The sequence below is a fragment of the Niallia sp. FSL W8-0635 genome, assembly GCF_038007965.1.
GTDB lineage: Bacteria > Bacillota > Bacilli > Bacillales > Cytobacillaceae > Niallia.
In genome coordinates this window covers 416,730-439,645 of sequence record NZ_JBBOYD010000002.1, presented here as the reverse complement: position 1 = coordinate 439,645, position 22,916 = coordinate 416,730, and the positions used below count along the sequence as shown (strand labels likewise).

The window sequence follows — 22,916 nt, the reverse complement described above, 5'->3', positions numbered from 1 at the left end:
TATGAATATTGGAGGAAACTAAGATATGTTTTTATTCCTACTTTTGGCTGTTGGTTTTTATCTGTATAAAACGGGAGAACTACAGAAATTATTTAATCAAATTCAACCGAAAGAAACGAACAGCTCAAACGAACTAAAAGAGGTTATTGATTATAGATATGCATCCGGTCAAATCTCAACGGAAGAATACAATAAACTAAAAGAATTGTTATAAGATAAATCAACTAAATACACACAGGAAAGGAGAAACTAAAATGATGAATGGGGGACATATGGGATCCTTTGGAGGTAGTAATGGAGGATTTTACGGTTATAATGGAATGCCATCAGGGTTTAACTCGTTTGACATGATGTTTAATGGGTCTTTTATGACTATTTTAATGTTTATTCTGATCGGGGTGGTTCTATTTTTACTACTCAGAAATCAAAAACAACAAACTAGAGTTTCATCAATTAAAATGAATAATACTACAGTCATTGAGGCAGAAGAGGTTGCAAAGTTACGCTATGCCCGTGGTGAGATTTCACATGATGAATTTCAATCCATTCTACAAACGATTAAAAAGTAAGAGGTGAAATGAGTGTTAAACGCAACCTTATCCATTATAATCTTTTATTATCTTGTGAAGACAGGTGATCTATTCAAATTAATAAAAATAGCCAAAAACCTTGTTCTTGACTTCCTAATTGTCTTTAAAAAAGAAAAACAAAATAACAAAGGCTACAATAATCCTTTAGAGGTTTTAAAGCTCCGTTATGTCCGGGGAGAAATTGACAAAGGAGAATATGAACAAATTGTAAAGAATTTATAATATACAAAGTACAATAGAGTAAGGATTGATGGAGATTCATTGATTATTGGTTGAATTCTCCAAGTATTTAACTTGATAAACCCAACTTGATACTATTAAATGTGGCGACCAAATAAAAGGTTGCCACATTTAATTTAAGAAGCCATTTTTCTACAAACTTCTGCACATTTACGGCAGGATTCTGCACATTTTCTACAATGCTCGGCATGTCCATGTTGTTCACAAATTTTTCCGCAAGCATCACATATTTCAGCACAGAATTGGCAAATTTGTTTTGCTAAAGGACTGTCAGATTGCATTGCTTGTGCTGCTAATGCACAAATAACAGCACACTCTCTGTTATAACGAATACATTCCGCCATCATTTTTACATCATCTTCTTTTAAACAGGCATCATAACAACCATTACATGCCTCCATACATTCAAGACATGCCTTGATACACTCTTCATAGGTCATTTGCATATCAAAATTCCTCCTTACATTTAATACGGTATTATCATCTCCTTAAAAAGCAAAAATATGAAATGATTTTATAAATCATAAATTTAAATGCTGTCATATGGTTGTTGAATATTCCTGCTTCTGCTTCAAGTACTCTGAAAAACATCCTCAAAAGTTTAATCAATATTAAATGAACTAAATGATCTCATTCAACTTTAAATTGACCCATCATTCCAGCATCTTCATGTTCAAGAATATGACAATGATACATAAATACACCAGAATGATTAAAGGTTGCAATGGCTCTAACTTTTTCTCCCGGATAAACGAGAATGGTGTCTTTCCATCCTGTTTCGTTTTTAGGCGGTGGATTTCCATCACGATCTAGAATTTGAAATTGTACGCCATGAGCGTGAAAAGGATGAGCCATTCCACCCATCATCCCCATCCCACTATCATTTGAAATTTCCCATATCTCCGTATCATGTAGACTCACTTGTTCATCTATTCGATCCATATCCATTTGCTTTCCATTGATGTTTACACTGGGTCCCATTCCCTGAAAAACAAATTGTCTTGTTTTTACTGCACTATCAGGGTTTATTTTTTCAATGGTAGTTAACTTTTCTGGAATGGTATATTCTTTTGGACTTTCACTTTTTATAACAAACTTCATAAACTCTGATCCTTGATTCAATAATTGAACCGTTTCTCCTTTTTTAAAATCTGAAAAATCAACAAGGATTTCTGCTCTTTCTGCAGGGCCAAGAACGATATTGTTCATTTCTGACGGCTTTTCAAGGAACCCGCCATCACTAGCAATTTGATAGAAGGTTTGGTTATTGCTGAGATTTAATTCATAAACGCTTGCATTGGAACCATTCAATAAACGAAGTCTAACCATACCCCTAGGTACTTCCAAAAATGGATTAACAGCTCCATTCACAAGCATTGTGTTTCCTTGTAGGCCGTTCATAACATCATGCATCCCTAACTCGTATTCAAAACTTCCGTCCGAATTAAACCTTTTATCTTGAATGATAAGTGGAACATCATTCACTCCATAGTCTTTCGGAATATCTAAACGATCAGAAACTTCATCCTCAATAAAGAATAAACCTGCTAATCCATTATAGACTTGTCTGCCAGTTTGTTGCTCAGGGTGGGGATGAAACCATAAAGTAGCTGCGGGCTGTTCTATCTTGAATTCTGGAGACCATGATTCTCCCGGTTGAATCCCTGAGTGTGGTCCGCCATCCTTGACGCCATCAACTTCAAGACCATGCCAGTGGATGGTTGTTATGTCACCTTCTAAATTATTTTTTACGTTTACAGATACCTCTTCACCATTACGAACCCGAATAACGGGGCCTAAATAATCGCCATTATACCCCATCGTCTTTGTTTCTTTTCCGGCAATAAACTCTTTTGTAGAGTTTTGGGCAGTTATTTGAAATTCTGCTTTATTTGGATCAGGGTTTTTATCTTTTAATAATGGCGGTATAGGGAGAGGGGATTCTTCTGTTTCAATAGATTGATTATCAGATGGCTGATTCATTGATAGATCCGGTAATTGACCGGGCATATCCTGACCTTGTACGAAAAAGAGAAAGAGTCCTCCCAAGACTATTATGATACCTGCAATGAAGATGCCGTAATTTGCTTTCATTAAATTTCCCTCCTTCATTTAGTAGTTTGAACTTAATTAGTATAATGCCGTACATAATATTTACTTTTTTAATAAAAATACTAAAAGAACATCTATTTATAAACTGTTTCGATTCTAGCTTTCCATAACAGATTTTTATTATCAGTATTATACGTAAAATTTGTTGTTTGTATCAGAAGTCACGATATAAAGGAGGAAAAATTAATGATGGGTTTGCCCGGAAACGGCATGATGGGCAGTTACTTTTGGGGTTTTGGACTTTTGGGATGGTTAATTAATCTGCTTGTCATAGGTGCTGTTGTCTATATTGCTGTTAAATTAGCATTAAAGAATAAAAAGGATTAAGGGTAAAAGGATTAAATAAAATATCCAAGACAACATTATTTCGAAAATAAAAACCAAATCAGGTGGAGGATTTTTATGGAATTCCATTATACAGTCATTACGAATAAAACGATTGATGAAGCTATATCATCAATTGAACAAAATTTAAAAGAAAATAAATTTGGAATCCTATGGCAGCTTGATTTAACTGCTACCCTACAGAAAAAAGGAGTACATAGTTATACTTCACCTTATCGAATACTTGAAGTTTGTAATCCCGTAGAAGCTGCAAGGGTTCTCGGCTATAATCCATTAGTTGGATATTTCTTGCCTTGTAAGATAACTGTCTATGAAAGTGAAGGGAAGACTAAAATTGGACTTCCAAAACCAACGGCTATGATTGGTTTGTTAAATGATCCCGAATTGAAATCCATTGCAGAGAATATTGAAGAAATACTCATCGATGTGTTAGAAAAAAGTAAATGAAAGGAAGTAAGAACAGGTTTGTGGAATGTTCGCAAACCTGTTTTTTGTTTTTAACATTTTTTCTGTTTTATGTGCTAATGAAGATCATGAATCAAAACAGGCTAATAGCTCGGTTTCATGTTATTTGTCCCATACATACGATACTACCGTAGAGCATTTACCCAATCAATCAAACAGGAGTAACCATGTACAATATGATTAGGATGGAAAATGTTTCACCAACCAATATATCACCTGCTGGAATGAAAGATGGAATGTCTATGGGAATGATGCACCCTTCAAATTTGCTTCACACGGTTCAACAATGCGCAGCAACATGTGATCATATGATTACCCACTTGCTCCATCATGAAGATATTCATGCTCGAAGATATCAACTGGAGTTATTACGTGATTGTGCTGATATCTGTCATTTAACAGCTAGTTGTATTGCCCGAAATAGCCGTATGAATAGAATGTTGGCCCATATTTGTGAAGTATGTGGAAACGAATGTGCCAAGTTCTCTGACCACCATTCACAACATTGTGCGCAAGTCTGCTTGCATTGTGCAAGGGAATGTCGTGTCTTCGCAATACAAGCATAATTTTTTGGTAATAAAATAGTTTAATATAATACTATAGTCGCAAAAATTACTAATTGGAGGAAAAACGACTAAAAAATCAACGACTTCTAAATATTACTTCACATAAGAAGTCTTTAGTTGAAGTCTATATATTACAGGAGTAAGCATAGAGGCTATTGTGGAGTGGCAATTTAAAAGGGCTACTCCTTCTTTTTTATTAGTTATGCAAGTAAAGGGGGCAAAAACGGAAGATCATTATTAATATTATCTTGAATTCAAATTTTCTGTTAAAGGGCGCTTTAACAGAACAAGCAGCTAAAGGGATCTTTCAACTAAAAGATCCCTTTTCATTGTTCCCCACTCTATTTATTATCAAGAAACTTAAAAATCGCGACGGAACTTAAAAATAATACTGGTATCCCTACAACAAAGTAAAGTATACCTTTAGGCATAAACATATCAAAAAAATATAAAAAAAGCACAACCCAAGCAAAAAGGACGATATATTTAATTTTTTTCATAATGATCACCCATCCAACCATAACTATAACAGAACCTAAATATATATACATAGCCTAGCCCCGCCTTCCAACAATCGAGCGCTTTTCTGAAGAATTGTGAACTTTTGGCAACCAGATATTCATTCAAAAACCGGCTAATATCTTTTCATCATGTTAGCTGTTTTTTTGTTACCGGTGAGAAAACTACGAAACTTTCAACTTAATAGGTATTCGCTGATCCATATTGAGTTGAAAGATTCCATAAGGATTCACATGGTTGTAGAATAAAGGTGTTAATCCTCTAAAATCTTCTGGAGTCATTTTCTTCAACCAATATTGGTTGTTGTCATAAAGCACCTCTTGTACCATTAAGGTATTCATATAGACTAAGCAATTTTGCAGCAATTGAAGCGATAAGGCAGCCACTTCTTGATCTTCTATAGAATTGGAACGCATTTCACTGTTTTTCCCATAAAAAATATAGGTATTGACAGAGTTCCATTGTTCCACTGTATTTAATCCTTGATGGATTTCTCTGCGAATCTCTTCATCATGTAAATAATCACATAAAAAGATCGTTTTAATCGCTTTCCCTAATTCACATAAAGCCTGGTAGGTTGGATGTTTTGTATCCCTAGTGAATCGCTTTAATATGGATTCAGCAGAAGCAGTACCTAACCTTAGTGCAGTTGCATACTTAATGATCTGTTCATACTGTTGCCGAATAAGATCCCAATTAATCGGTCTACTTAGAACCCGTTGCAGGTGAAGATATTCCTCATTCATGCCAGCTTCTGGACGATATAACTTTTGAGAACCAATATTTTTAAAGCGTGGCATCAGTTTAAAACCAAGAAGATGACAAAAAGCAAAAGCAACGACACTTTGTCCGTGTGTATCGACATAATTTCTGTCAACTTCCATGTCCGTACAGTGACGAAGAACCCCTTCCATCATAGCTGCAACTTCCGAAGAAAGACAGGTTTTTAGCTGTGAATAAATACATGCTGACTTTCGATCCGTATGCCAATAGATCATAACTCCATGTTTCTTATAACGAGGATGCCATTCTGAAAGCAGGTTCTGATCCCAAGATCCAAAATGTTTTGAATCGGAAGCACATGCAGTAGTAGCTTCTCCCCATACTTCTTTCATTCGATTGTAGATAATATGGTTGGTAACCTCTGCATTAGCTTTACGCAAATGATCTTTATGAATAAATTTTTGATGAATATATCGAAGTTCCCGATAACCATCTAGGTGGTTTCCAGCAGAAACAGCTTTCAAACCTGTATTCGTTCCTAACCCAAATAAACTTAGAAGGAGCCGTCGCTGGATGGTTTCTCGATCTAAAATCTCTCGATCGGCTGTAGTCTTAAAGTGCTTGGTAAACTTCGTATGAAAATCTGTTTCTTTTAATAAATCCAATAGATTGATATCAGACCAACGGTTTTTAATATCCTGTTTAATCCTCATCACATGTGGGGGTTCAATTTGCTTTTCAAGTGGAGTGACCCGAATCCACCCCTTGTTATTTCTTGTAGTAATCGCCACTTTTTCGTTACTTTGATCCTCTAACCCTTGATTCAGTAAATGGAGTTTATCTTTCATCAACTGTATAATATCTTCGATAAAAGGATCTACATCCAGTGGCGCTTTTAGTGCTTGAAAATATTCTTCCTTGTTCTCTTCAAAATCTTGGGGGAGATCTTCATCTGGGTTTCGATATCGATCAGCACCCTCAATCCAAATTTCTTTACACCGAAGTCGAGTGCGGAGCGATTGGATGACTGCAATTTCATAGTTAATTCGATTTACTCTTTCTATTCCTTTGCTGTCTGTCTCGACAATAACGTCTTTCCATTTCGGCTGAATTACACCTTCAATGGGAACTTCATCTCCAGCAGCAAAATAACGTTGCCCACTTTCTCCGTACTCTCGAATGAGTTGGATAGCCTTGATAATCGGCTGATGAAATTGATTATTTGAGCGAAAAGTAAGGTTGTTTAAAATTTTAGAAAGGGACTTCCGATAATGCCCTTGGTAAGAAGAGTGCATTTTTGTATAGACTTTTTCTTTGTACTCCCGGTTATTTTTTGTCATGTCCTTAATAATATCTCGAATCGTATCAGAGCTAACAATGGGGAATAGAGTATCTTGAATGACCCCTTCTGGGTGATCTACGGTTGCTTTTAATAAATTGATAATATGTTTATTTTTCCCTTGGACTTTTTCTAATTCTTCTACTGCTTCTTTTCGTGTTGTATTCTTGGCCTTATTTCCAAATTTAAGCGTAATTTCATCCAATAAATCAGCTAAATAATCAATGACTTCCTCATGACGATGCGAAAATAAAATGGCAAGAAGGGTATAGCGAATCGGTGCAGGGTGTGCACGCAATTCCGTTACGGTTTCTGTGGCTGCACGAAGTCGATATTTTTTCACTAGTTTAGGAGACACCTGCTTACATAAACCATCAGGGATTTGAAGATGTTGAATGGCTAATAGTTTTTTGATTTCCATTTCCATCGTACTTACACTTGGTTTGCCTGGAGAGGATAGTAACTGGCGAAATGTTAAATTGTCGTTGTTTTCTTCATCAGGAATTTCAGCTTCGAAAAAAACATTGGAACCTCCATCAGAATGGGATTCAAGAAATGCATCTAATCGTGAACAAGTCTTAGGAGAAAGTTGCTGATAGGTCATGTTATATAAATTCTTTTCAAAATGATCAATAGCAGATTCAATCATTCGCTTCAGGCTTCCTACTGAAGGAGGTTCAACTTTCCAAGTACGAAAGAGACTGTAGGATTGGTTTTTCAAATAGTCGGTATCATGTGTAAACTGGACCTGTTCTTCTAACCACTTTGCGAAAAGATGATTGTCATTTGCAGTAATCTCGCGAAATCCGAAAAGATTGCGTATTGCCTTTCGATGTTCTGTATAACTTCTTTCTTTTCCACCCCAACCATAGCTGTCGTAAAAGTCTTCAACCGATGCATCTACTTGATCAGCTAGATGTTGAACGACATCTTTAGGCACATCTTGCTTCTTGTTAGGAAACTGTGCTTCCTGTTGAAAATATTTAAGAAGGACAGCAAACCCTATACGGTTTGCACTTGTTTTCTTACTCAGCACTAAATGATTTTCATTTGGCAATAAACTAAAATGTTCATCGAGTTCTTTTTGATTCCAATTTCTCTTCAAGGGTTTCCCTCTTCTCGCTATGTCATTTTATAAACAGTATAAATTTCAACATAGACAGCTATCAACAATACTTCTCAAAATTATTATTTTTTTACTTTTATTGGAAGAAATCCCGCGGACTAGAGCAGCTACCCTGTCACTAGGCCTAATAGGAAATTTCCATTAGATAATGAATTACAATACATTACTGCCATTCGACAGATTAATATAGTAGGGTTATTATCAAATATATTAAGTAAAAGTTTCTTTAATAAGCAAATCACGTTTATTAGAGAAGAAATTTTAAATCTAAAAAAAACTAAAGATAAAGAATTTACTGCTTTAGTAGAACACTTCTCTACCTCCATCCATAGAAACGAAGAAAAAATATTTGAATGCATTAAGCAATTCACTGAGAAATTCAGGTTCATGATTCCCGTTTTTGGTATGGATTTTTATAAAGAAGCTTCTGAAAATGTATTAGATCAAAAAGGTATTACTACAGTATCCTTTGAGGATTTAAAGCAATTTTATGTAGATGTTTATGAGGTTATCACTGAAATGTTAGAGCTTATAGTAGCTTATAATAACCTAAAATATCGCGGTGATTTTTTACTAATGAAAGAAATAAGGAGCGATGTCGTTAGTTTAGACGACTATACAAATAAACTGAAATCTAAAGGTATTAAATTAAGCTTTATTGATGGAAATGAAGCATTCGATAATATTGTGTATCCTCATCTAAATAAGGAACTAAGAAATGCTATTGGACATAACACATATAAAATAGATATACAAAGTCAGCAGATCACGTATTTCCCGAAAGGTAAAGAGGGTAATGAACAACCTCCCGTTATTTCACTAAAAGACTTTACTCGAAGTTGTTGGGATATATTTCAGTCATTAATGAACCTTTCAGAATTAGTTTACCAAACAAGAAGCTTTTACTACTTGGAACAGGGTCTTTATCCTGCACTTGAAAATATATATCAAGAAAATATTCCAGTAAAGAACAAAAAGAAGAAACCAAATAGTAAACGCATAAATGAAAAGCAAAAAAGAAAGTCACGAAAGAAAAATAGAAAATAAAAATAGTGAAATTGTCATTTTTTAAAATGATGAAGTAACTTATATTTTAAAATTAAAGCTAAACAAACATAACCCCGTCTTGTCGGGGTTATGTTTGTTTAGCTTTTCAAGATTAAAAAACTTTTTTTCCCCTCCAAAAACTTGTAAATCGATAAAGCTACAGTCCTATTTGAAATACTTTTACTATAAGGTAGATAGCCCCGATAATTAGAGAAATTCCAAGTATAGTATAAGCTGCACGTTTAAAGAAAACAGCTGCCACAATTGCAGCAAGTATCCAGAAGATAACTTTACCAATTAGTTCTATTTTGAATATTGAAATTATTACTAATGCAGTAATAATAGTAATAGTAATAATCTTACTAAGACTACTTTTTTGCTTTATCGTGTTTTCCATATTTCATACCTCCATTTTATTATTAATTGTATCAGTTTTTCTGAAACAATTTTAGTTGTTCGTTTATCTTCTTCCACTACCGTTCAAAACTTAATTTGGGTATTATTATCTTATTATTTTCTAAATTTATTAGATTATATAAATAGAATATTACTTAATTACTATTTTTACTATCCGGCTAACTATATTAATCTATAATTCAATTATACCATATTAAGGATTAGATAAACATATAGCATAGTTAAATGATTATTAAGTTATATTTCACAAATATATAAGGGATGATATAATAATTAAGTATAAATAATAAGGAGAATTAATATGTCCCAAAATGAAGATTTAAAAAAAGAGGAAGCCATTGAGAAAGTATTATTACGTCCTGAAGCAGAAGAGTTTCTTGAAATGACCAAAGCTAACTTTCAATTTGCATTAACCAATGGAAAGATACCTGTAATGAAGAAAGTAACTTTAGGGAAGGGGAATACCCACACTTATCTCTTCTGGAAACCTGATTTAGAGGAATTTAAAAAGGCTAGAGATTTATATAAGCGTAAGTAGTTCTTTTGCGATATAATATGGAAAAATCAAGAAGGGAAGTAAGGTATGAGTATTTCCTTTATATCCAATAACAGAATGTATGAATTACTTTTAAATTGGACTCGTGTACTACGCAATTATGATAGAGGAAAGAGTATGTTCTTTAAAGTTCAGGCAGCACAAGAGCAATTTGCCTATTTTCACAATGATCAATTAGGGATGCTTTATCATGCTAATATAGCACTACATGAACACTTATTCGGAAGTACTTCTTTAAGAGATAAAGCTTTACAAAAAGCGGCAGCGTTATTGAGCAGTAAGAACATTACTTCAGAACAGAAGTATTTCTACTTTATGGCACAATGTAATATTGAATATACTAAGGGGAAATATGAGAATTCCTTAGAGTGGATTATTCAAGCTGAAGTATATTTAAGTAGTATAAAAGATGAATTGGAGTTATCTGCATTTTATTACCGATTAGCTTCAGTATATTATTATACTGAAGAAACAGTAAAATCTATTCGGAGTATCGAAAAATGTATCAATCTTTATGAAACTAATGTTTATGTGAATATGGAGTCACCAAGTAACAAGATAGCAGAGTACAAGCTGATTCAGGCTCTAAATTTAATTGATTTAAAGCAGCATGTTGAAGCTGAAGAACTATTATTAGAAGCTCTTTCAATTGCTAAAAAGTTAGATGACCAGAAGTTAATAGCACTCTCATATCACAACCTGGCTTTTTTATACAGTGACCAATGCCAAAGTACTACAGCCTTAAAATACATAAGGAAAGCATTAGAGTTGCAAGAATATCATTTGGATCAAGCTAAACTAAGGTTTCTTTTTACTAAGGAATTATTGATGAATGGAAGCATTGAGGAAGCTAAAAATCATTGCTATAGAGGACTAGCGGAAACAATTGAAAATGATAATATGATTTATCACTATAAATACGTAATTTTAAATGAATTATATCTTCAGGACCAAGCAGACGATGAAACGCTTCAATCCGCCATCACTTATTTTACAGAAAAAGAACGATGGATTGACCAAGAAGAATATGCTGATTTAATAGCATCTTATCATAATGAAAGACAAGATTTTGAAAAGGCTAGTAAGTACTTTTATTTTTCACTTCAAGCAAGACATAAAATTAAAAAAAGGATGGACTAAAACCATCATAGAGATACTAAACAGCTGCCACTTCGGCAGCTGCTTTTATTTGGACAAGACCATTTCCCTTGCTTTTTCCATTAATTCAACTATGGCTTGATAGGCCTCATCTGTAGAGATTAGTTCGTTTTGAAGCCTGTTATTTTCTTCATCTAGTTCTTTTATTTTTTCTAATAAACCTGCTTGTTCTTCATATATTTTGGATTTATTATAAATGTCTTTAATAAACGCTAGTATTTGCTCAAAATCATCACCACTTTTAATAGGGGATTGCTCTGACTCTTGAATTGTTATTACACTTGTCTCAATATTAACACCTTTTTTTAGTTGTTTTCTATGTTCTTTAGCTGTCTTAATAGCCGATTCGTGCTGTTTACGGACAGCTGAGTTCCAGCGAAAGCCACAAGCTGCACTAGTTCTTGTTAATTGTTTTCCGACTTCTTCAAATGCCTGAAGCTGTGTCCTACCATCTTTAATAAACTGAATAACTGTTTCTGCCAACAATAAGTCTTCGTCTTTTGTCCAGCCATTTTGTCTTGTAGACATATAGAAAAAACCTCCTACTCTTTTCCATAATATATGCTTTATATGAAAAAAGAAAGTCCACGAGAAACAAGTACAGAGATAGAAAAAATGTTGAATTTAGCACATTTTAAAATAAAAAGTATATATAATTGTGATAGCATTATTTATATTAATATAAATTGAAGGATGGATTACAATGGTAAGATTACATGAATTTATAGGTAAAGAATATTCATTGCTTTTAGATTTCCCTTTATATAGCAAAATTAAAATTGAAACATCTATTGTAGAAGATGAGGAAGCTGAACCTTATTATGATAATGACGGTGAGATCGCAGGTAATTGGAATATAACTCATTTTATGGAAAACATTGATATTCAAGCTTTAAAAGGTATTTTTTCAAATGATAAATTAAATGATTTTCATTTTTGTCCTTTTTGCAACAAAGAAGTTCCAATAGTTTATAAAAGCACTAAAGAAGTTCCAGAAAGTGTTAAATCTTCTTATTTAATCTCGGATGGTAATATTCGTAGCCAAGAACAATATGAGGAGAACATTGATTATGCTAAAAGGGCAACTAAAGAAAATGTTAAAATACTAAGAGAGTCATTTTTTGAAAATGGCATACTAACACTTGAATTAAACTGTACTGCAAAAGAGCAACATAAATTCAATGTTATTTTTATGCTTGATGAAAAAGGACATTTAACGAAGATTGGGCAAAATCCTTCAATAAGAGAGTTTGATAATTCAACCAAAAGATATAAATCAATAATGAAGGGTAAGCAGAACAAACTTATTATGACCGAACTAAGCACTTCAGTAGGTTTGAAATCTCATGGGGTTGGTGTTGGTTCTTATGTCTATCTTCGGAGAATATTCGAAAATTTGATTTTTGATCAATTTGAGATTTATTTAAATGAAAATCCATCTGCTAATAAAGACGAATTCTTAATAATGCGTATGAACGAAAAGATTGAATTTCTAAAAGATTATTTACCTCAATTCTTAGTAAATAACAAGGTGCTATACGGGATTTTAAGTCAAGGAATTCATGAATTATCTGATCAAGATTGTTTGGATAATTATGATACAGTTTATGCTGCTATTGTTTATATCTTAGAACAAAAACTAGAAATTGACGAAATAAATAATAGGAAAAAATTACTTGAGAAGGATATTCAAAAAATCGCAAGTAAATAAAAAAGAGGATTGCAGAAGCAATTCTTTTTTTATTTTGGAAGCAAATTCAGAATTCAAATTAAATTTTTCCTTAAAATAAAATGACCCACCTTGGTCCGCGTTAACAAAGGTTAAGAGGCGTGGTGGGTTCTGTTAGATTAACCATATTTGCTATTTATAATAATGTCAAGAAAACGAATTTATTTTCCTGTTCAATTAAAAGGATATATTGAGAAATTATTAATCAAACTTCCATATATAACCCATTCCCCAAACTGTAATTAAATACTTATCAACAGGGAAACCAGAATCTCTAATTTTATCTCTAATATTACGAATATAAGAACGGAGCGTTTGAGCACTTATTTTGTGATCTTCCCAAATATTATCTATTAAAAAATCAGTGGACAAAACTTTGTTATCATTTTTTATCAGCATTTCTAAAATCTTTATCTCTATTTGACTTAGTGGAATTATTTTCTCTCTGTAATGTACTTTCCGTTTTTTTATATTTAATTCTAAGTTATTGTAAGTAAATATATCATTTGTTAATTTATTCTTATGCCTCAATAATGAGTTGATTCTGGCAATTAGCTCGTCCTCATATATTGGTTCAAATAAACAAACGTCTGCCCCACTTTTTAAAATATTAACAAGTGAATAATTTATATTGCTACTTATTACCATGATAAAAGCAGGAGAAATTTTATTAATACTTATACAAATTGATTCCACTGTTATGGATAAATGTTCATCATATATTAAAACAATATCAATTAATGGAGAATAAATGTAATTTGGAATTTCTTCAATATTTATCGGTCCGATACAATTATATCCATTTCTTGTTAATAGAGTATTCCACTTTTCTTCAATACTTGCTCCAATTAACAAAATGTTATTCATTAAAACTCTCCTATTCTAACTTGAATTAGGTTTTAAATAGGATTATATAAGTGAAGTATGTAGAAATTTTGCAGATTAGGCATAAAAAGTTTGCACTTTTTATGCAGTTTATTTATTAAATCCATGGGAATAATATTCTTGTATAAATTAATAGGAGGGAAAAGAATGAATATGAACTACGAAGAATGTATTAAAGCGTGTTTGGAATGTATGAAAGCATGTAATTCTTGTTTTGATGCTTGTTTAAATGAAGAAGATATTAAAATGATGGCTCGTTGTATTAGATTAGATCGAGAGTGTGCGGATATCTGTAGTTTAGCCGCAAAAGCAATGCAGTCTAATAGCCCATTAGTAAAGGAAATATGTTTGTTATGTGCGGATATCTGTGAAAAGTGTGGGGAAGAATGTAAAAAGCACAGTCATCATGAACATTGTCTCCAATGCGCAGAATCTTGCTTTAAATGTGCAGAATTCTGTAGAAAAATGGTTTCTTAATAAAATGTAAAAAATCCTATAAGTTATATATACAAGTATAACTTATAGGATTATGATTTAGTTTGATATCTTATCTAATACAGAAATATTAACTCCAAACTTACACATAGCTTCACAGTCTTCTCTTAAATCCGAGAATAGAATATAAGAAATTTTACACATACTGTCATGTTGGAAGGATGGTCTTAATAATTGTGCTTTAATTTCTTTTTTTCTTTTATTCGGAGCAATTAAATAAAATCTGGACTTATCATTGTTAAAGGACATAGACAAATCCTGTAGGCGTAAAATTCCAGAGTATATAGACGTGGACTTTTCTACTTCAAATGCACCTATAACTTTATTTTCACCATTAAGCCATAGAACATCGATAAAAGAAATCGTTTCACTAACAGCACTTGAAATTGTTTCTAAGTTTAAATGGGGAATAGAAAAGTTGCCTAATTTATATCCTTTCCATTCTCTTTTATGGTCATTTTTTGCTATCCACACATTATAACCAAGAGTCGTCCCTATTTTAGCTAAATAATATTGCATTTCAGTATGTTCATTCTCTTCGGCTAATTCCTTTTGAATTTCTTCATGTCTTTTTTTTAGCTTTTTATTAACTTTATCTATATCCTGTAATAGTAGAGTGTGGTTTTCTTGAATAACTTGTCTGCCAGAACCTATCTCATATAGTAATCCTGCTAGTGCACCTAAATCTTTTGATAGGACTAGGTTATGGTTATTATTATACTCCATCATAATTTCGCGCATCGTTAAATAATCTTCCCATGATCCTAATTTAATTTTTTGTTTGAATATCATATTAAAACCTTTAACAATGCTAGTGTTGAAAGGCGGGAAAATAGTAGGGTGAAGAAAATATAAAATATTACCTACTGCAGGACCTAGTCCTTTTATATTTTTTTCTTGAAGTTTCATAATATTATAGATTAATTGTTTTTCTTGATTATAGAGCAATGTTTCCTTTAAAAATTGACCAAAGGCTTTTTTATTATCTTCATTTTCATAAATATCAGGTATTCTTAACTTTGGCTTCCAATAAAAAGCATGAGCTGCGCCCTCAAAGATTTGCTTTTGTTCCGCAATTGCTGAAATAGCTACCTCAAGGGATGAACCCTTAAAATCACAAGGAAATGTGTTATTCTCTATTTCCTTAATAACTACTTTTATAGCATTTTTTATCGTACGAAATGCCTTTAGTCTATCGTTGTTATTTATAAACCAGGTTTGGTAAACAGATTCTGGGTCATTTTTATATTCATCGATTGCTTTAAGTAAAGTAAAAGTCATAATATAACTCCTTTATAAATAAAAATTTAGACTCTTTGATTGAATCCTCAAATGGTTAACAAATTTGTTTTCGGTAATTCTTAGCATTAAAGGCTAATAAAAGCTTTTCATGAAACTGTACCTATTTTAAATTCCATAGTGTAAATGGGACATTAATAAACATATAATATATGTAACATTATGTGGTGAAAAAGTCTTTTAAACATTTCCAAAAAACCTAATTAATTAAGAGGTGTGGGTCAAATATGTGCTTAACAAACAATTTTGTTGAAGAACAGGCTTATAAAGTAAGTAAAACGATAAAAGAAAGTTCCATATATAAATTTGACCGAGTAATCTACTCAAATAACAACATAGATGTCTTCCTAGATTCTAATTGGGATGAAAAGTCCCTTATTACCAATGTTGTCTTGAAAGATAACTACGATCAAGAATACGTAATAAAGCCAAATCAAAATGGAATGAAATTTGCAAAAGGAGAAATTTCCTTTAAGAAATATACAAAGCTACAAAGGAAAGAAGATACACAAGGAATTTGGGCTTTTATTTTTTCAGTCGTTCCATTATTGCTCTTATTTAGTATTATAAGAATGTTCCTGATTTAAGATATATTAAATTTCTGCATATTTTTTGCATTTTTTCTTTGTAAAATAGGGGAAAATAAAATAGGAAGGAGCAGAAACAGTCAATATACCAATAAATATTTTTCATCTTTTTATGAGGAACATCTAATTGTTGAACAAGAAAAAAAGGAGAATTCAAATGAAGAAAAAAACTTTCATGAAAAGCAGTCTAATCTTAACACTATTGGTCTTATTATTAGCTGCTTGTTCAAACAATAACAACGAAAATAGCTCAAACAAAAGTGAAGAGGGAATGGATATGTCTTCTCATGATATGGAAGGCATGGATATGTCGGGTTCAGGAGAAGTTCCTGAGGGTCTAAAAGTCGCTGAAAAGCCTAAATATGAGGTTGGAAGTAATGCAATAATCAATGCAGACCATATGAAAGGTATGGATGGAGCAGAAGCGACAATCGTAGGTGCTTACGATACAATTGTTTACACAATTTCATATACTCCAACAACAGGTGGAGAAAAAGTAACAAATCATAAATGGGTAATTCAAGAGGAAATTGAAGACGCTGGAGATGAAGCAATTGAGCCAGGTACAGAAGTTATAGTCAACGCAGACCATATGGAAGGCATGAAGGGGGCAAAGGCTACAATCGATTCAGCAGAAAAAACAACGGTTTATATGGTAGATTATACCCCAACCACAGGTGGAGAAAAAGTAACGAACCACCAATGGATTACGGAAAGTGAATTATCTCCAGTAGAATAATAAAAAAGGCTATCTTTTGGTAGCCTTTTTTACATTTATAATAATGTGGGAGTTGGAAAATATGAGCGTTGAAAAGATAAAAATTGCAGTCAACGGTGGTATCCAGTTTGGAGCTAAATTAAATGCAAAACAATTAGCGCTTTTGGCTAAATATTTAGATGAGGATCAAGAGGTAGAATTAACTACCTTTCAACAAATATACTTGGAGGTTCCCCAAAGTAATGCTACTGAAATTATGCAGGAATTTAGACTGAGTGGATTAAGTTGTTATCCTGTAGGTAATTATGTAAAAAGCTTACGTACATGTAATTTTTGTAAAGGGTCTGAGGAAGAAGGGATGCCTATAGCACAGGAATTGAACAGAATAATTGCAGGGAGAGAGGTACCATTTACCTTAAAAGCTGCATATACTGGTTGTCCTGTTGGTTGTGGTGAACCATTAGTTAACGATATAGGAATAATGAAAATAAAAGATACTTACTCCCTCTATATAGGAGGTAAAGCAACTGGAAAAGATGCAGAAATAGGAACATTATTAATGAAGGAACTTTCACCAGAGGAACTATATAGAAAGGTTGAGGAAATATTAGAATTATATATTAATGAAGGAAAGAAAAGAGAAAAGTTTTATAAATTTGTTAACCGAATTGGAATAGATCAGATCAAGGAACGTCTTTGATAGAAAAGGTAATAGAGCGACTCTATTACCTTTTTTATATTTTTCTAGTTTACTTAATGTTATAGATTAAAAGATATTAAGGTATAAAAGTAATTAATATAGGACACTATGAAACTAAAGGGGGATATTTTATGAAGAAAACAATTATCTATATAACTGCTTCTGTCCTTTTAATTTCTTTATTTTTTTATTTTAATTATAAGGTTTCTGGAAAAGAGGATAAATTATTAAAAACCATAGTTAATCTTCAATCAATTAATGCTGATATTTCTCAATGGTCTATCTACACGAAAAAAGAAAAGAAGAGTAATACTTCATTAAATATATATTATCAAAGAGAATCTGAATTAAAGAAAAAATATCAACAGTTTAATTGGGAAGTTGAGAAAGATAAAAATCATCATATTAAGTTAACTGGTACATTAAAAGACCAAAATATCCAGCAGTTAATTACCTTAACTGCATATAATGAAAATGATAAATATAACATTTTAGAAACTTATAGTTATAAAAGCACAGATTGGAATAAAGAGGAATACCAAAATGTTTTGAAATCACTAGATGAGAAAGAAAACTACTTTTTTACTGTTAAGGCTTTAGTAAGAAAGAAAGAAAATATTAAACAAATTTCAACGCTACTTTTGAAAAAATTTACAGCAAACTCTATTGAAAAATTAGTTGAAGATGATTTTGTTTCAATTACTGCTTATAACAAGTCGTGGAAGGATTATTTATCTAGTAATAAAAAAAACAAATTTAACATTCAATTTGGTATAAGGACAAATAAAGAGCTTCAAGACACTTATAATTTAACAATTGGAAGCCCTATTATAACAGAAGAATATTGAAACTTTTAAAAATGGCTACCATAATGAGTAGCCATTTTTTATATAATCTTTAAAATACCTGTCTCTTTGAATGTGCAGAAAACATGCAGACTACTGATGAAACTATTACATATAAATATGTAGATACCACTATCAAATAGGGAGGTCAAATTATGATACGAATATTAAATGGTTATCTACTAGCTATTATTATTGTCATGTATTTTAGTATTTTCCTAATAAATTATCTGAAATCAGATATAAAACTTTCATCAGACATTGTTTCTGTTTCTACTAAGCAACTAGATGCAGATATTCTTTCTTCTTTATTTGAAATTGGACAGTTTCAACTATCAGATGTTAACGAAGAAATTAAAAAACCATCTATTTTAAACGGCGTAGTTTGGCTTACTTCAAATATTTGGCCTGAAGATATAAGGACTTTTTTAGGAAGAGAATTAGTAGGATTTTCGCAATTTAATACTGAGATAGCTATCGCAGGGAAAGGGACTAATCTAGCAACGCTACCAATAGAGTCTCCGCCTCCTAATGAGGATATTCTTACAAATGAAAATAATAGCAGTTCCAATGAAGACAAAATAGAATCTCCAAAGAACGAAGCTTCTAATAAAAATGTTGTATATATATACCATTCTCATAGTTGGGAAGCATTTTTACCACAACTTTCAGGTATTACAGATCCAAATCAGGCGTCTAGTTTGGACGAAAAGAAAAATGTAATCCAAGTGGGTACCCAATTGCAAAATGAATTATTAGAGAGGGGGATAGGAGCTGAACATAGTACTACCAATGTAACAGCAGAACTTAAAAAAAAGGGTTGGAGTTACGCTCAATCCTATAGTTTAACAAGAGAAATCGTCCAAGAAGCTACTACTAAGGAAAAGTCTTTAGTTTATCTTATTGATATACATAGGGATTCACAGGCAAGAAAGATTACTACGTTAGAGTTTAATGGTATTGAATATGCAAGATTATTCTTTGTAGCGGTGTTTGTCAACATAGTTGTCGCATTTAGTTACTTTAGTGTTGTGTTCAGTCAAGGCTACCGCGTTACGCTTGCTGGCCTGATGATTTGAATGGAAAGGAAATCCATTCTTTCCATTCAAATCATCAGGGAATAAAGTGTATTAAGGCGGACTCAACGTTTCCTTTTTCCCTCATCACGCATTGGATTAAGTGCTACTTTTTCAATAGGTGTCCAATTTCTTAGACTCCTCGCCCAGCGTTCTGGATGCTTCGCTTTTGCGGCTTCATATACGTCTTTTCTCTTTGTCAATATGGTTACGTGTTCTCCGGCATGACACTGTGCCGGTGTTACATAATTCAGCCCACTATGCAGATGAATATGATTATACCAATGGACAAATTGGTGTGCCCATTGTCTGGCTTCTTCAAGTGAGGTAAAGCCCTTATGCGGATAATCAGGGCGGTATTTAAGTGTTCGAAACATGGCTTCTGAATAAGGATTATCATTGCTTACACGTGGTCTTGAAAAGGAACTTTGGATCCCCAACTTCTCAAGTAAACTTAAAAAAGTCTCAGCTTTCATCGGACTCCCATTGTCTGAATGCAACACCAGTGGTGCCCCTTGGATTTTCTCATTAATGACTGCTTTTTTTACAAGTGATTCAGCGTGTGTCGCTTCTTCCTTTTCCCATACTTCCCACCCAACTGCTTTTCTACTAAATAGATCGAGTATTAAATAGAGGCGATAATACAAGCCTTTCACAGGTCCACCAAGCCACGTAATATCCCATGTCCACACCTGATTTGGCGATGTGGCCAGATGACTCTCGGGGATTCTTCGTGTTGGCTTTTGACTACGTCCACGGTGGTGTTGCATCTTTCCTTCACGTAAAACACGGTAAAACGTAGATTCTGACGCAATATATGTTCCTTTATCCGCAAGCTTTGGGACAATTTGTGTCGGCGGTAAGTCGGCATATTCTTCTTGTGTAACAACCTCGAGTATTTCCTTTTTCTCTTCCTCGGACAACTTATTTTTTGGAACAGGTCTTTTCGCAAAGGGACGCTGATCGACCTTAACCTTACCATCTGCCACCCAGCGCTCGTAGGTTCGTACACTAATATAAAGTTCCTCACAAGCCTTCGCTAACCGCGCACCATTTTGATTGGCTTCTTGGATGAGTTCTACAGCTAATGCGCGATTTGATGGGCTAATCATTCTTCCTCGTCGTCCCCCCAAATCGCTTGGGCCTTTTTTCTAAGTAATAATAACGCCGCAGCTTCCGCTAATGCTTTCTCCTTCTTTTGAAGATCTTTTTCTAACTGTTTTGCCCGTTTCTGTTCTTCCTTTAACGCACCAGATAACTGCTTTGATTGATCAAATACTTGTCCGTTTGCCTGGAGACAAACAGATCGCCATAATTCAATCTGTTCACGGTACAAACCCTTTTTACGACAGTATTCAGCCAATTCCGTTTCGTTCATCGCAAAGGTCTCCATCACGATTAAAAACTTATCTTGACTGGTCCATTTGTCACTTGTTTGTCCATTGCCAGGCGTTGCCACACCAGCTTCACGTGCAGCCTTACGCCACTTGTACAACGTTGGTTCTGTGATGCCTTCTTCCTTCGAGATAGTAGCCACTGATTCGTTATGTGGTGGCATCATTCGTTTAACAATTGCCTCTTTTTGTTCCTTCGAGTATCGTACTCCATTTTTTTCTTTCATATCGATCGACCTCCGTGTTATTTACTTAAAGTATAACACTAAAGTATCGTACGACATCTATCCTAACAGAGGGGGGTAGTTGGAAAGGAAAATAAAAACTATGAACGAAATCTCAAATTGGCAAAAGAACTAAATGAAAGATTAGAAAATGAGATTCCTGGAATTAGTAGGGGAGTCTTTGTGAAAAGTAAAGATGAAGGGAATGGGGTATATAATCAAGATTTATCAAGTAATTCAATCCTCTTAGAATTTGGAGGGGTGGATAATAAGCAGCAGGAACTTTTCAACACGGTTGATGAATTTGCCGAGGTGTTTAGTGAGTATTATAGAGAAGTAGAGGAAGTAAATAATTAATTAGCTTTTAGTAGCTAGTTGGTTACTGTAAAACACTTTATTTTGTGTTAGATAAAAAATCCACACTTTCTTCAATGTTTTAATCTATATTAAGCAAGTAAAATAATCGAATGGAGTAAAGAGAATGAAAGTTAAACGGGTAATAATAACAACACTTCTTTCATTTATCATCATTATCTTAGCAGGATGTATGTCCACTCTAAGTGAAAAAACAAATACAGCAGTTAATAGTGAAGAAAAATTAAAGGAAGTAGTTCTTATAAGTGACAATAAAAAGACAAGTAAAAATTGGAATCTGGTTGATATTCCAGATAAAATAGAGATACCCAATAATAAAAAGGATGTACAGGTTTATGAAGAGGAAGTAGGACATTCAGTATATAACGGAATTTTTGTCAATTTCATGGATGTAAAAGATTTAAACGGTTTTAGTAATATATTAATCGGATACCATCACAAGGAAATTTGTTTGACATCAGAATTAAATGCACATGCTAATGTTTAACAATAAAATTTAATGAAAGGGTACGCTTTAAACGGTTTTCAGAGCGTACTTTTTTATATATTTTCCACTTAAATGCTTTGTATATTGCATATGTATTTGAATTTTTTTAGCAAAAAATACATGATTGTTAAACATAATAATTAGTAAACAGAGAAGAAAAAAGAAAAAATTTAAATTTAGGCTTTACATAGGGTACGGGGGTATACTATAATGTGCTTGTGGAGGTGAAATAGTTAATGGCATCCGTTTTAGATAATGATGAATCTTTAGAGGAAACTCATTGTTCCACTTCAAGTGAGCGAAAAAGCCATCACTCCAATAAGGTTAAACAAAATCTTATCACCAGGTTAAATCGGATTGAAGGTCAAATACGAGGTATAAAAGGATTAATAGAGAAAGATACTTATTGTGATGATGTTATAACTCAAATTTCTGCGACACAAGCAGCTATGAATAGTGTTGCAAAAATTTTACTTGAGGGCCATTTGAAAGAGTGTGTTGTTGAGCGTATTCAAGAAGGTGACCTAGAAGTAGTAGATGAAGTATTAATTACAATACAAAAATTAATGAAAAAGTAAAAGGAGAAGATAAATATGGAAAAAGTAACTTTAAATGTTCAAGGTATGTCTTGTAATCATTGCGTTAACTCAATTGAAGGCAATGTAGGTAAGCTCAATGGTGTATCAAATGTAAAAGTTGACCTTGGAACCGGAACTGTTCTTGTAGAGTTTGATAAAGAAGTATTAACATTAGATAAAATTAAGGAAACAATCGATGATCAAGGTTATGATGTACAATAATGCAACAAGGGCGAACGTTTTAAAATAACGGTTGCCCTCTCTTTATAAAACATTTATACCCCCATAGGGTATAAATGTTTTGTGACAAATTAAATAAGA

At 33.0% G+C, this 22,916-nt stretch carries 27 protein-coding genes and 1 pseudogene; 20 read left to right on the top strand and 8 right to left on the bottom strand.

Features of this window, described 5'->3' with window-relative positions; all coding sequences use genetic code 11:
* The first annotated feature begins 25 nt into the window (after positions 1–25).
* Genes NYE52_RS24565 through NYE52_RS24555 form a run of 3 tightly spaced genes read left to right on the top strand, consistent with a single transcriptional unit; the run spans position 26 to position 812 of the window.
* Positions 26–214 carry a hypothetical protein gene (locus tag NYE52_RS24565; protein WP_016204465.1) on the top strand — a complete coding sequence of 63 codons (189 nt, stop codon included), beginning with the start codon at positions 26–28 and terminating at the stop codon, positions 212–214.
* Between the two features lie 40 nt (positions 215–254).
* Positions 255–569, top strand: a complete 315-nt coding sequence (locus NYE52_RS24560; protein ID WP_016204464.1) for an SHOCT domain-containing protein — start codon at positions 255–257, stop codon at positions 567–569.
* A gap of 12 nt (positions 570–581) precedes the next feature.
* Entirely contained in the window at positions 582–812 is a 231-nt protein-coding gene (locus NYE52_RS24555) for a hypothetical protein (protein ID WP_016204463.1), read from the top strand.
* A gap of 134 nt (positions 813–946) precedes the next feature.
* Here NYE52_RS24555 and NYE52_RS24550 read toward each other — a convergent pair whose 3' ends face one another.
* Both NYE52_RS24550 and NYE52_RS24545 read right to left on the bottom strand, forming a co-directional pair.
* The gene (locus tag NYE52_RS24550; protein ID WP_016204462.1) at positions 947–1,276 is read right to left on the bottom strand and encodes a four-helix bundle copper-binding protein; all 330 of its coding nucleotides are present in this window, start codon (positions 1,274–1,276) and stop codon (positions 947–949) included.
* 184 nt (positions 1,277–1,460) lie between these two features.
* On the bottom strand, positions 1,461–2,924 hold the full coding sequence (locus NYE52_RS24545) for a multicopper oxidase family protein (protein ID WP_016204461.1): 1,464 nt from the start codon (positions 2,922–2,924) through the stop codon (positions 1,461–1,463).
* Positions 2,925–3,128: 204 nt separating this feature from the next.
* Here NYE52_RS24545 and NYE52_RS24540 point away from each other — a divergent pair, with 204 nt between their 5' ends.
* From NYE52_RS24540 to NYE52_RS24530, 3 genes are all read left to right on the top strand, one after another.
* Positions 3,129–3,269: a hypothetical protein gene (locus NYE52_RS24540; RefSeq protein WP_156827861.1), complete on the top strand. Its 141-nt coding sequence runs from the start codon at positions 3,129–3,131 to the stop codon at positions 3,267–3,269.
* A gap of 75 nt (positions 3,270–3,344) precedes the next feature.
* A complete protein-coding gene (locus NYE52_RS24535; RefSeq protein WP_016204460.1) occupies positions 3,345–3,734 on the top strand; it encodes a DUF302 domain-containing protein in 390 nt (129 codons plus the stop codon).
* A 194-nt stretch (positions 3,735–3,928) separates the two neighbouring features.
* Positions 3,929–4,318, top strand: a complete 390-nt coding sequence (locus NYE52_RS24530; protein ID WP_236681282.1) for a four-helix bundle copper-binding protein — start codon at positions 3,929–3,931, stop codon at positions 4,316–4,318.
* 683 nt (positions 4,319–5,001) lie between these two features.
* On the opposite strand, the gene NYE52_RS24525 is transcribed toward NYE52_RS24530, so the two are convergent.
* The gene (locus NYE52_RS24525; RefSeq protein ID WP_016204457.1) at positions 5,002–8,004 is read right to left on the bottom strand and encodes a Tn3 family transposase; all 3,003 of its coding nucleotides are present in this window, start codon (positions 8,002–8,004) and stop codon (positions 5,002–5,004) included.
* A gap of 408 nt (positions 8,005–8,412) precedes the next feature.
* Between NYE52_RS24525 and NYE52_RS24520 the strand changes: the two genes are divergently transcribed.
* Positions 8,413–9,072, top strand: a complete 660-nt coding sequence (locus tag NYE52_RS24520) for a hypothetical protein (RefSeq protein WP_053215802.1) — start codon at positions 8,413–8,415, stop codon at positions 9,070–9,072.
* 157 nt (positions 9,073–9,229) lie between these two features.
* On the opposite strand, the gene NYE52_RS24515 is transcribed toward NYE52_RS24520, so the two are convergent.
* Positions 9,230–9,469: a hypothetical protein gene (locus tag NYE52_RS24515; protein WP_016204455.1), complete on the bottom strand. Its 240-nt coding sequence runs from the start codon at positions 9,467–9,469 to the stop codon at positions 9,230–9,232.
* A 321-nt stretch (positions 9,470–9,790) separates the two neighbouring features.
* Here NYE52_RS24515 and NYE52_RS24510 point away from each other — a divergent pair, with 321 nt between their 5' ends.
* Positions 9,791–10,027, top strand: coding sequence for a hypothetical protein (locus NYE52_RS24510; protein ID WP_016204454.1), 237 nt, complete (start codon positions 9,791–9,793; stop codon positions 10,025–10,027).
* Between the two features lie 45 nt (positions 10,028–10,072).
* Entirely contained in the window at positions 10,073–11,185 is a 1,113-nt protein-coding gene (locus NYE52_RS24505; protein WP_016204453.1) for a tetratricopeptide repeat protein, read from the top strand.
* A 45-nt stretch (positions 11,186–11,230) separates the two neighbouring features.
* Here NYE52_RS24505 and NYE52_RS24500 read toward each other — a convergent pair whose 3' ends face one another.
* Complete coding sequence (locus tag NYE52_RS24500; protein WP_016204452.1) at positions 11,231–11,731, bottom strand: RsfA family transcriptional regulator; 501 nt, start codon at positions 11,729–11,731, stop codon at positions 11,231–11,233.
* Between the two features lie 175 nt (positions 11,732–11,906).
* Here NYE52_RS24500 and NYE52_RS24495 point away from each other — a divergent pair, with 175 nt between their 5' ends.
* Positions 11,907–12,914 carry a hypothetical protein gene (locus NYE52_RS24495; protein ID WP_053215803.1) on the top strand — a complete coding sequence of 336 codons (1,008 nt, stop codon included), beginning with the start codon at positions 11,907–11,909 and terminating at the stop codon, positions 12,912–12,914.
* Between the two features lie 219 nt (positions 12,915–13,133).
* On the opposite strand, the gene NYE52_RS24490 is transcribed toward NYE52_RS24495, so the two are convergent.
* Entirely contained in the window at positions 13,134–13,799 is a 666-nt protein-coding gene (locus NYE52_RS24490) for a winged helix-turn-helix transcriptional regulator (protein ID WP_016204450.1), read from the bottom strand.
* A gap of 165 nt (positions 13,800–13,964) precedes the next feature.
* On the opposite strand from NYE52_RS24490, the gene NYE52_RS24485 reads away from it, so the two are divergent.
* Positions 13,965–14,294: a four-helix bundle copper-binding protein gene (locus NYE52_RS24485; RefSeq protein WP_016204449.1), complete on the top strand. Its 330-nt coding sequence runs from the start codon at positions 13,965–13,967 to the stop codon at positions 14,292–14,294.
* A 57-nt stretch (positions 14,295–14,351) separates the two neighbouring features.
* On the opposite strand, the gene NYE52_RS24480 is transcribed toward NYE52_RS24485, so the two are convergent.
* On the bottom strand, positions 14,352–15,593 hold the full coding sequence (locus NYE52_RS24480) for a hypothetical protein (protein WP_016204448.1): 1,242 nt from the start codon (positions 15,591–15,593) through the stop codon (positions 14,352–14,354).
* A gap of 245 nt (positions 15,594–15,838) precedes the next feature.
* Here NYE52_RS24480 and NYE52_RS24475 point away from each other — a divergent pair, with 245 nt between their 5' ends.
* The 5 genes from NYE52_RS24475 to NYE52_RS24455 all read left to right on the top strand — a co-directional run bounded on the left by NYE52_RS24475 (position 15,839) and on the right by NYE52_RS24455 (position 19,540).
* Positions 15,839–16,198: a hypothetical protein gene (locus NYE52_RS24475; protein ID WP_016204447.1), complete on the top strand. Its 360-nt coding sequence runs from the start codon at positions 15,839–15,841 to the stop codon at positions 16,196–16,198.
* Between the two features lie 157 nt (positions 16,199–16,355).
* Complete coding sequence (locus NYE52_RS24470; protein WP_031539950.1) at positions 16,356–16,937, top strand: YdhK family protein; 582 nt, start codon at positions 16,356–16,358, stop codon at positions 16,935–16,937.
* A 61-nt stretch (positions 16,938–16,998) separates the two neighbouring features.
* Positions 16,999–17,616 carry a hypothetical protein gene (locus NYE52_RS24465; RefSeq protein WP_016204445.1) on the top strand — a complete coding sequence of 206 codons (618 nt, stop codon included), beginning with the start codon at positions 16,999–17,001 and terminating at the stop codon, positions 17,614–17,616.
* A gap of 131 nt (positions 17,617–17,747) precedes the next feature.
* Positions 17,748–18,464, top strand: coding sequence for a YwmB family TATA-box binding protein (locus NYE52_RS24460; RefSeq protein ID WP_016204444.1), 717 nt, complete (start codon positions 17,748–17,750; stop codon positions 18,462–18,464).
* A 152-nt stretch (positions 18,465–18,616) separates the two neighbouring features.
* Positions 18,617–19,540: a stage II sporulation protein P gene (locus NYE52_RS24455; RefSeq protein WP_082138442.1), complete on the top strand. Its 924-nt coding sequence runs from the start codon at positions 18,617–18,619 to the stop codon at positions 19,538–19,540.
* 62 nt (positions 19,541–19,602) lie between these two features.
* On the opposite strand, the gene NYE52_RS24450 is transcribed toward NYE52_RS24455, so the two are convergent.
* A protein-coding gene (locus NYE52_RS24450) for an IS3 family transposase (protein WP_371474370.1) occupies positions 19,603–21,158 on the bottom strand; the annotation gives its coding sequence in 2 pieces (ribosomal slippage) (positions 19,603–20,675 and positions 20,675–21,158; 1,557 coding nt in all).
* An 87-nt stretch (positions 21,159–21,245) separates the two neighbouring features.
* On the opposite strand from NYE52_RS24450, the pseudogene NYE52_RS24445 reads away from it, so the two are divergent.
* The 4 genes and pseudogenes from NYE52_RS24445 to copZ all read left to right on the top strand — a co-directional run.
* Positions 21,246–21,512 (top strand): annotated as a pseudogene (locus tag NYE52_RS24445) (stage II sporulation protein P); the annotation flags it as partial.
* A gap of 124 nt (positions 21,513–21,636) precedes the next feature.
* Positions 21,637–22,017 (top strand): hypothetical protein, encoded by a 381-nt coding sequence (locus tag NYE52_RS24440; protein ID WP_016204442.1) that lies wholly within the window; start codon positions 21,637–21,639, stop codon positions 22,015–22,017.
* A gap of 236 nt (positions 22,018–22,253) precedes the next feature.
* On the top strand, positions 22,254–22,595 hold the full coding sequence (locus tag NYE52_RS24435) for a metal-sensitive transcriptional regulator (protein ID WP_016204441.1): 342 nt from the start codon (positions 22,254–22,256) through the stop codon (positions 22,593–22,595).
* Positions 22,596–22,610: 15 nt separating this feature from the next.
* Positions 22,611–22,817 carry a copper chaperone CopZ gene (gene copZ / locus NYE52_RS24430; protein WP_016204440.1) on the top strand — a complete coding sequence of 69 codons (207 nt, stop codon included), beginning with the start codon at positions 22,611–22,613 and terminating at the stop codon, positions 22,815–22,817.
* Positions 22,818–22,916 lie beyond the last annotated feature (99 nt).